This is a genomic window from Aeromonas sp. Prich7-2, assembly GCF_017939255.1.
GTDB lineage: Bacteria > Pseudomonadota > Gammaproteobacteria > Enterobacterales > Aeromonadaceae > Aeromonas > Aeromonas caviae.
Genome location: NZ_JAGKRI010000118.1, coordinates 1 through 10,187, shown reverse-complemented (window position 1 = coordinate 10,187; position 10,187 = coordinate 1). Strand labels below are relative to the sequence as shown.

At 54.0% G+C, this 10,187-nt stretch carries 5 protein-coding genes; 1 reads left to right on the top strand and 4 read right to left on the bottom strand.

Annotation, left to right across the window (positions count from 1 at the left end; all coding sequences use genetic code 11):
- The 4 genes from J9892_RS17300 to J9892_RS17285 all read right to left on the bottom strand — a co-directional run.
- Positions 1 to 470 (bottom strand): hypothetical protein (locus J9892_RS17300; RefSeq protein ID WP_210538613.1); only part of this gene is annotated, 470 nt, incomplete at its 3' end.
- A 124-nt stretch (positions 471 to 594) separates the two neighbouring features.
- Positions 595 to 1,749 carry a DNA polymerase III subunit beta gene (locus tag J9892_RS17295; RefSeq protein ID WP_210538612.1) on the bottom strand — a complete coding sequence of 385 codons (1,155 nt, stop codon included), beginning with the start codon at positions 1,747 to 1,749 and terminating at the stop codon, positions 595 to 597.
- Positions 1,750 to 2,036: 287 nt separating this feature from the next.
- Entirely contained in the window at positions 2,037 to 3,791 is a 1,755-nt protein-coding gene (locus J9892_RS17290; protein WP_210538611.1) for a PRTRC system ParB family protein, read from the bottom strand.
- A gap of 159 nt (positions 3,792 to 3,950) precedes the next feature.
- The gene (locus tag J9892_RS17285) at positions 3,951 to 8,957 is read right to left on the bottom strand and encodes a helicase-related protein (protein WP_210538610.1); all 5,007 of its coding nucleotides are present in this window, start codon (positions 8,955 to 8,957) and stop codon (positions 3,951 to 3,953) included.
- A 1,049-nt stretch (positions 8,958 to 10,006) separates the two neighbouring features.
- On the opposite strand from J9892_RS17285, the gene J9892_RS17280 reads away from it, so the two are divergent.
- A partial coding sequence (locus J9892_RS17280) for a hypothetical protein (protein ID WP_210538609.1) occupies positions 10,007 to 10,187 on the top strand: 181 nt, incomplete at its 3' end.

Genomic DNA, 10,187 nt, shown 5'->3' with positions numbered 1-10,187 from the left:
GCCCCTGCCCCTGCCCCTGCCCCTGCCCCTGCCCCTGCCCCTGCCCCTGCCCCTGCCCCTGCCCCTGCCCCTGCTGGAATAGCATCATCAGTGACTGGCTTTGTGGCTTCCCCCTTTTTCTTCTTCGGCTCAACTCCCTTGACCGCCGCTTGAGATACAGCTTTCTGCAATTGCTCAGTGATGCTGGGCTGGCGCAATGTCCCAGAGAGAGCTTGAGCATACTCGTCAAGGATCTCAGCTAAGCGAGTATCAATGTTACTTAGAGGTGCGGAAACGATAACCGGAGTTGTCAGGGCTGCACGATAGGCTTGTCCTCCCTCCTGATAGCCTGCCCCGGTAACATTGGCCGCAGGAGCCGAGAGAACGGGGATGATGATCACCTGTGTTAACTCTGCCGAGCCGGACACTTGAAGGTTGAACTGACTCACCCCGAGGCGAGTGGAAAGGCATTCAATCAGGGGCTGGAACATGGATATTTCTCCGGTCTGGTTCTTGATTCAGTGGACTTAGGTTAACCCGATACCGGCTGATGCAAGGGGCATAGCGATTAGCTTGCCCCCCAATAGAACGACATAATCAAGCTGTTAGATAACATCAAGCCTTTACTTGGGCTAACACCTGCAATGCAGTGATGTCAGTTTCAGAGCGCATGAGAACCGCACTATTCTGCTCCGAGGTGTCGATGGTCAGATTGACTATTGCGCCGGACAATCCGCGCAGAGCATCGACGAGATAACCGACATTGAAAATGGCCGATACTCTGTCTAAGCCTGACGGCATCTTACAGGGGACGATCTCGGTTGCCCCCTCGTCGCTCCCTTCGTTCTTCGAGCTGATAGTGATCTCCCCAGCTTGAACTTGGAAACGTACAGTTTGCTTGCGACCATCAGCAAGAATCTTGGCTCTCTCAAGGCATGAAATGAAATATTCCCTATCTACCCCTAGATCAGCCCAACCATGACCAGAGGGACTCGGGATAACACGCTGCCAGTTGGGGTACTTTCCTTCTAATAGGCTGAATTGTAGCCTCCAACCATATACCGGACAGATGATGGCAAGGCGTGAAGTATCAAAGAGAACTACCAGCTCACACCCCAATTTTGTCATTGAAATTATCTGCTGCACTTGTTGTTTAGGGATCAACAGCTGACGCCCCCGCACATCACCGCTAATACTGCTGATAGGGATCTCTCCTTTAGCCAGCCGCATTCCATCGGATGCCACAACTACGGCCCTCGTTTCGTCCAGCTCAACGCAAATGGAATTGAGCGTGTGTCGACAATCATTAGCCGGAACCATACGGTTTAGACGGGTCAGGGTGGGAATCAGATCGCTGCTTTGGATGGAAAAACGAGAGGTGTTATTACAAATCTCTGGCTGTGGGAACTCGTCGGCTGACAAGCACACTAACTGGAATCGACTACGCCCTGCTTGAACAACGCCAGATAATTTATTGCCGTCAGAGCAAAACTTGACAGTTGCGATTGCATCAACGGGCATCGAGTGAACGATGGCATTGAATTTTGCCGCATCAACGCAGATAGAACCAGTGCCGTTGAACGAATCCATTCTCGTCATGCGGGTCGCAAAGAAACCACCATTTGTGGCTTGAACTGACAGAACACCGCTCTCTGCTATTTGCAGGAGAAGGTATTTATGAATCGGTGCAATGCTCCCTTTAGCATGAGCTGCAACGAAGGTGATTGCGTCGGTAAAAGATGAACTGGATTTAAAGGTAAATTCCATCATAACGGTTGTCTCCTTGGTGCGTGGAGTCAACTTACGCCGTAACTTGATAATGCAAGTGCCCATCAGGTAGGTCACCTTGCAAAAGTCCTCTGATGGGTTGGAGTAAGGGAAGAAAGAAAAACCTGAAATTGTACCGACTGGATGAACTGAGCATGTTGTCACCCTTGCGCATCCTAGCGGAGTACAACCCCGCTAGATGGCTCCCAGGAACAGGACATATTGTGAAATCCCCACAGGGGATCCTAAAGGGGTGTCCCCCGCCTGCTAGGCGGGGGAGGGGAGAGGGACTATTCGAACCCCTTAAGGTAAAAGCTGGGGGCGTAGCCTGACCAATCGAACGCAAAGGCTCCGACAGTCTTGATAAGGTCGCCTTTGCTCATACCGATAAGTTTTTTCAGTGCTTTGGAATCGTGGGCAGCTTCATAGGCAGTCAAGTAGCCGGACTCCTTCAAGATGAAGGTGATTGTATCTGTTGTGTAACTTTTCAGTCGCTCGGGTGTGGGAACCCATTGGGCTATAGCCTTCTCCTTAGCGTTAGGTGCGTGGGGGAGTGTTGCCATCATAACGTCCACCATGGGGCAGTAGCCGGTGCCGTCTAATCGCTCGACGATAAAGCTCATGGTACTGGCAATCTCGCTTCGCAACGCCTCAATACTTTTACTGCTATCAGCGATGGTATCCGGCAGGGCGCGTCCAAAGGTTGCTTTGCCAGCAACGGACAAAAGGCTCGACAAAACAACTGATAGTTGAAAACGCTGTGAAGCCTCAGCGTCGCTTCCCCACGCCTCAACGGCTGCGCGTCTAAGCATTATCTTGTGGTCTGCAACCACCGAACTACTCAAAGAGGTAGTGGGATCACTATCGGCAGCCTTTCTTTTAGGCACATTGGGAGCCTGCGTATTCCCTTCATCCTTTTGCAAGGGTTGGGCTGCGTTGGTGAGGGTGGGATCAATCCCTGCCGCCCAGTTCGCCTTTTCAGTGATTTCTGCAGCTTCCGCCACTGCATCACGGTGCTTAGAAACACACGTTTTGAAGCAATCTGGGTCGGTACATCGATCTTCGAGCACATCACCCGCGGTATCAATGCGGTCATCGAGCAATGCAACGCGCTTCGAGCAAGGTAAACAGCCATCAAACATCTGCTCTGCGCCAACCGTGTCATGGCTTACATGGTTAATCGAACCTTGGGATACTTCGGATAGTACAATGATGGTGCCGTAACGCTCGGCGAGTTCGTCCTTGCGGGCCGCAACCATAGCAGCAGTCTTTTGTTTAAAGCACACAAGATTCCGGCAAACAGCCCCGTCTACAACAGCGAACTCATTAAACAGGCTGGATTGTTGCTGACTGTTGTGAACGCAGGAGGCGCAATCTCCAACATCAAAACGCGCGGAGGAAATCGGTGCCGAAGCTTTACCAAGCAAGGCTTTGAGCGCATCTACGCTAAGGTTTTTCTCAGTAATTGAGGGCAACAGAGCGTTCTGCGCCTCAGCACTGATACCTGCGAGCAAATCGGCATGACGAAGTGAAACCAATTTTGCTGAGATTGCATCAAGCACTGCCGGAGTGCAGCGAGTAAGATGCAGTCGCTGTTTGAGGCGACCCAGTGACCAACCGAGTTGCTTGCGGGCTTCTTCGTAATCACCATTGCATAGAGCTAGTGCCGTTTGTGCTGCGTGGGCTTCATCAACCGGCCCCATGTCTTCCCGCTGCAGGTTCTCCATCATGCCAATGGCAACGCCTTCTGAGTCACTGCAATTGACGACAAGGGCGGGGATAGGGCAACCCACAATTTTAGCGGCATCCCAACGGCCATATCCTGCTAACAGCTCGAAAATACCTGCCATTTCTGGATGGGGGCGAACCGTCACCGATTGGATGATCCCGCGCAGCCTCACATCAGCGAGAAATTCCGTCCACTTGGCATTATTGCGGTTTCCGCGACGGACGTTGCCCCAGGGGGCTGCGACCACCTGATCAACAGTGAGCATCACCAAAGAATCATCCGTGCGATTGGAAGCGCCTTGTTTCAATGCGTTCATGTTCATAACCCTATTTTGGTTTCAATGGGGTTATGATCCCACGGCATCGGTCAATGCAAGGGAGGGCAAACCAATATTCAGAAGTTGGGGCTATCAAATAACAGACGAATGTCTTTCGTCAACGAACCCCCCACCTGTCAGCAGGGGCTACATCATTCCTCAAGCGGCCACTTGATGTGCTGAATGTATGGCAGAATCTGCCAACTCCTTTTCAAGTTGCCGCAAAAATGGGATCAGTTCATCAAGCTCTGCTTGGGCGCTGAATGGCTTCGCAGCCTCAATACGATAGTCGGTAGCGTTCTTTGTCCAAGTAGCCATTTGGGCTGTGGCTATGTTTGGTAAGCGCGGCAAGTTATCGACGAGCGCGACGAAGGCCGCCATCACAGCGTTAATGCTATTGCGCTCTACATTTCTCAGCTCGTAGTGATGACCGGAGGGGCCGCGAACTGTGAACTCGGTGGCGAAGCACAGTTTGGCGAAATATGGCTTTTCATAGACCAGAGTAGCCCCCCGGTAAGTAGCCATGTCGTGTTGACTGCCAATATCTGCACGGTAGTTCAGTCTGCTATATTTTGAACCGACAGCCGGGGCGGCGGTGGTTATGTTTAGACGATCTGTAGCCGTCGAATCCACCCCCATTTTTTCATATGTCACACCATCCACGGTAATCAACAACTCATCCGCGGTGGCCGCAATGTTTGCTGCATCGGCTCGAATCATCTGCATTTTGGCCGCCAAGGTTGCGACTCTTTGCTCAAGGGATTGTGCTTGGTCGTCCAATCTGACGTGATTCCGGAACCAGTTATTCCGGGCTGCCTCAAGCTTTCGCAGCTTTGCTTTGCCTTTGACATGAGCCAGGATTCGCGGGTCATCGGCTACGATGGCGCTTAACTCGGCATAATCAATCGCTTCATTTTGCTCTGTGTAGTGCCGGACGGAGCTATCGAGTTGACGGAACCGGCTGATAAAACGCTGCTTGGTGTTGAGTAATCCCAGTTGCCAAGCATCAAGACAGCGACGGGTGATTGGCACGACAATATCAATGGTGAACTCGGGATCATTCGCCCATAACAGGTTGCCTTGGCGCTCAATGCGGCCAGCTCGTTGAGCCAAATCACCGGGTCGATATGGGAGATCGAAGTGAACCAACGAAACCAAACGCCGGTTGATATTGAGCCCAGAGCCTGCCAATTCGGTAGAGCCTAGCAAAATTCGGATCTGCCCCTCATTCATCATGTCACGCAACGCTTCCTTTCTCGCGTCTGTCCGGTAATCGTGGATAACTGCGATCTCGTTGCGGGGGATGCCGCCCACAACCAATTTTTCTACCAGCTCATCGTAGAGGCTGAATGAACTGCCGACCATGGCGGTAAGTTCGAGTTCGTCTAGGCCTTCAATACGCTCTAACGCTTCTTCATCACCCTGTCTGGCAAGGTTGAAAATTGCCGCCCACTCTTTCGAAGCTCCGGCACGATGGCGAGCGGGAATGCTACGATCCATGAAGACCATCTGAGTACCGCGAACGCTAGTTGTACTTTGATATTTATCGAGCAGATAGCGCACTACGGTATTGATTTTGCTGTCCTGGTAGTCCGGTGCGTCTGGGTACACAAGCCGAGCATCGAGAGAGAGCATTCGCCCACGGTTGAGCAATTTTAGGGGGTTGTTCTCCCGGTTATCGACTCGAGAATATGCACTGACGATTTCAGCGAAGCCGTTTTCCTGGTGCTCATTGGGTTCAATCACCAATTCGATGATCTTGCCCCCCGTGAGGGGAGGGATAGCACTGCGGCCATCAGCTAGTTTTGGCAAGACATTTGGCAACTGCTCAGAAGTAACTACATCAGCGAAGCTTGAGTAGATAGCTTGAAGCTCTGTCAAATTTGTGAATGTACTAATGCGAGTTCTCATCTTGTAGCCACGCCCGGACGCCGCCAATTCATAATCTGTCACTGGCTGAGCGAAGACTGCACTGAATGCGTCAAAGTGGGTCAGCTTTGCTGACTGAGCAAAATCTTGGGACATCACTCGCAGATGTCGATGTGCTTCCACCACAGAGTTGAGGATTGGTGTTCCGGTAGCCTCAACATAACGACCACCGGCTCGCAGAACAGCACGGCTTTTGACAAATAGATCAAAGGCTCGCTTACTGCCTGATGCCTGGCCCATTCCGGCAACGCTTTGCAGGGATGAAGAATAGCTAAGGTTCTTACCGAATTGGCTCTCATCAATGATCAGAGTTGTGACCCTCAGGTCCGCAAAGTCGAGCATTTCATCAGTGTGTTTGTTCACAAGTTCTGCAAGGTCAGCTTCTTTGCGCTGGATCCGCGTCTGCATCCGGCGTACAGATAACCGCTCATGTTTCAGCTCCGACAAACACCGGTGAAGATCATCGATCTCTGCTTCCAACATTTCGACCAAGAGATCGTGAGGGGCTGGGATTAGCCCGAACACACTCAACGGAATGATGCATAGATCGAAGTCTGTCATTGCAAGGCGGGCTAAGGCTGTGCGGCGGGTGGTCGGGGTCATCATAGTTTTATCGAGCACAAAGATATTCATGCCTGGAAAAATGAACTGTGCGGCGGTGGCATGCTGCGCGACGAGGTGATTGGGAGCGACCAGCACTACACGCTCACATTTGTTAATGCGTCTTAGTTCGCTTGCCGCACCAATCATTGTGAACGTTTTTCCGGCGCCGACAGCGTGATCAATCAAAGTGCACGACTCATGAATGATCCGAGCAATGGCGTTTCTCTGTGTGTGATATAGGTCAACTGCACTACCAGCTAAAGGCAAGTGTGAGCCATTGTATTTCGGGGCAACAAAGCCGTTGAAATGTGCGTTGTAAGCAAGCTCAATATCGTTGCGGCGTTCGGCATCATCCAGCACCCACGACTCCCAAGCCGCCTTAATTTCCTCTGCTTTGTGCTGGGCGGCCATTGTTTCGTCCGGGTTCGGAACAGTCGTATTAGATATGCTCGGATGTGGATCGCGTACCTCAATGGTGCGATTGTTCAAAAGCGCAATGATCAAGGAGGTCATGTCGCGGCGCTGCGTACCCCATTCAGAAGTTAAGACGGTCTGAGGGAGAGAGTCATGCGAAACATGATACTCGTTGTCGATAAGGGTAACTTGTGCTTTCAATTTTGGATGACCGACCAGATGGCGGATAAAATCGGCGTGGAAATGGTTAGGCAGCCAACGGGAGTTCATCGGTGCAAAAATGTCTACCGCCTTGATGGGTGAGGGCATTACTCGCTGCAGGTTGGCAACATTGATAGCAAACAGAGGGTCGGATTCGGCCGCCCCTTGTGCAGCCTCAATCTTGCTGGGGATGTAACCTGAAAGGTACTTTGCCGCAATGACCAGCTTGCCACTTTCGGGGTCGGCAAATGCCAGAGATTGTTCGGCCAACTGATGCAAAAGTTCTCGATCTGTTCCTTTAAAGCGGACCAGATCCCGAACGTATGAAAGATCGACCTCACCCTTGTAGCTCACGGAGATTAGAACGGCGTCGGCAAGGTTCGCGGCATGGCTGGGAGTGATCAATGGGGTGATTGCGCGGCGGGTGAACAAATTCCCCTTACTCCATTGCTCTTTACGCTCTGCGATGCCCTCTTTTTCGGCAACCGTGGCACTGATCGGCGCGATGTAGTCCAACTCGAGAGCTCGCAAGCGGTAATACCAGGGATCTTCCCCAAGAACGGATTTGTTCTTGGAAGCGTGGAACGGACCGAAGTCGGCAGTAAAGCGGTCATAGGTCGCATTGAGATCAGCCCTAAGAGCTCGCAAGTTGGCGTCTGGCTGATTGCCCTGCTCTGCGTTGATGAGTGATGCCAACACCCTCTTAACTCTCAGCATGGCCGTTACACGTAGCCTATCTTTGGCTGATTTAAACTCGCACTGTTGGAACGTGGGCATCTTAACCCCGTTTTCATCAACATGATCTGCCACTCGACGCATCAGCTCACCCGCCGGAGTTTGGCAAAATTCATATGGTCCAACATCGTCCATACCTGCGGGGGCAGAAACGACACCTTTCCTTGCAACCGGAGCAGTAGACTTACGGAAAAACAAAGGGTTGGAGGTCTGGATATCGAGGATTTCAGTTACAACACTCGCAAGATCACGGCCAGGATCTGCAACGTTGCAAGACACATTGAAGGTGCCAGGTGCTGAGATTTTGCCGGCGACGAGTTCAGGACGATCCACAAACAAGCGATTCACACGATATACCGAGCCTGCTTCGTCGTGGACCTCTACGGTGTCGATCCATGAAGGGTTTTCTTCCGGATGCTGGCAGGCTTGAAAGACCAGAATATCGGTAACAACGTTGGCCCCTTCACCCTTGAACACCGAATTTGGCAGACGACAGGCTGCAACCAAATTTCCCCGGGCCGAGAGAGATAGCCGCGCATCGCTATCTTTGGAGTCCATTACCCAGCTTGATACGACAACAGCCATAAGCCCGCCGTGGTGCAGTTCGCTCAACCCTCTAATCAGAAAGTAGGAATGTAGTGGGAGTGTGCCAAATGCTCTATCCCTGGCAGGAACAGAGCTGTATGGCGGGTTCCCAATAACTAAGGAAAAGTCGCCACTATACGGGAGCTTTACGTGCTCGAACGGCTGGTTGACATAGATCTTGGCTGCAGGATTCAATAAGCGGGCGATAGTCCCTGTCAGGCCATCCAGCTCAACAGCAAAGGATTTCATCGCTGAAAGAGTCGCCGGGCGACTCGCCAAGAAGTGACCGGACCCTGTAGCAAAATCGAGCAATGGACCGTCCTGCACACCAAGGCGTGCGACGGAACGATACATGGCATCGATAATCCATTCGGAGGTGTAATAGGAGGTCAATACAGATGCTTCCAACGCCGTGAATTCTGCTTGAGTGACAAGAGATTTCAATTCGGCATGCTGGGGGTGTTCTGGCTCAAAGAGTCCTGATAGTTGACCCCATCCGGCATACTGAGTAAGGACATCGCGCTCGACGTCAGATACAGCCAGCGAGCCATCAGCCAAACACCGCTTTACAATTTTGATCGCTTCAAGATTGTTCCTGATTTTTTGTGACACCGTTTTTGCGATGACGGTGGTTTTGTGCCCAGGAAGGGGAGGGCAAAACAAGTAATCAAGAAAAGCTGTTGCGTTCAAAAAGGACATTTATAGCACCCGTAGACGATTTTTTGCTTACGTCGATCATCCCTCAGATCTTCACAATGCAACTGGAGCCATGAGAGGACTGATGGCCTAATCCATTCCGTTAGCAAGTAGATCCAGGTTTGCAGGTATTCACAGGCGAGCCCGCCAGCCATGACCTCCTGAACACACGCCGAATACCGGCACTGAGTTGCCCCCAGTCCCAACCGATGTGTGGGTCACTGAGTTGGCCTGCACCATCGATGTGCTCGCGGCATCGTTCTGCAGAGCGGCGGCGCGGTGCTGCAAGTGGCCAGGATGTTCCCGCTGGTGCGCTGGGTCGAAGCTTTTGTCTGTGTGCATGCTGAATTGCGGTTCCGATTCTCCGGTGACGCTCAGGGCGGCCAGTGCCGGTGTGGGTGATCCGGTGCTGCGCCTGGCGGGCCGGTGCTGCAGGTGGCCCTCGGGCCGCCGACGAACTCGGGGGCCATGGTGGCCAGCGGCGGCGGGCGGGTGATCTGGTGCGGTGTCCGGCGGACCGGTACGCAGTTGGTCTCCGGGCCGGTGCCGGGATCTGGTGCCCTGGGTCGTCGAGGAGCTCGGCGCCCAGGGTGTCCAGCTGGCTGGTGCTGCAGTGGCCCCCGGGCCGCCGACGAACTCGGGGCCCATGGTGGCCACTGCCGCCACTGCCGAGGGGGATCTGATGCATTGTCCAGGTGGCCGGCGGACCGCTGCCGGGATCCGGTGCCCCGGGTCGGGTCGCTGCCGAGCTCGGCGCCCAGGGTGGCCAGCGGCGGCGAGTGGGTGATCTGGTGCGCGGTGGGTCCCCGGGCCGGTGTCGGGATCTGGTGCCTCGGGTCGCCGATGAGCTCGGCGCCCAGGGTGGCCAGCGGCGGCGGATGGGTGATCTGGTGCGCGGTGGGCCCTCGGGCCGGTGTCGGGACCTGGTGCCCCGGATCGCCGATGAGCTCGGCGCCCAGGGTGGCCAGCGGCGGCGGGTGGGTGATCCGGTGCCTCGGGTCGCCGATGAGCTCGGCGCCCAGGGTGGCCACCGGCGGCGGTTGGGTGATCTGGTGCGCAGTGGGCCCCCGGACCGGTGCCGGGATCTGGTGCCTCGGGTCGCCGATGAGCTCGGCGCCCAGGGTGGCCAGCGGCGGCGGGTGGGTGATCTGGTGCGCGGTGGGCCCCGGGCTGGTGTCGGGATCTGGTGCCTCGGGTCGCCGATGAGCTCGGCGCCCAGGGTGGCCACCGGCG

What these genes read in the sequence shown, in the direction of transcription:
- J9892_RS17295 (WP_210538612.1), bottom strand. Translation starts at nt 1,749, where the DNA reads ATGATGGAATTTACCTTTAAATCCAGTTCATCTTTTACCGACGCAATC.
- J9892_RS17290 (WP_210538611.1), bottom strand. Translation starts at nt 3,791, where the DNA reads ATGAACGCATTGAAACAAGGCGCTTCCAATCGCACGGATGATTCTTTG.
- J9892_RS17285 (WP_210538610.1), bottom strand. Translation starts at nt 8,957, where the DNA reads ATGTCCTTTTTGAACGCAACAGCTTTTCTTGATTACTTGTTTTGCCCT.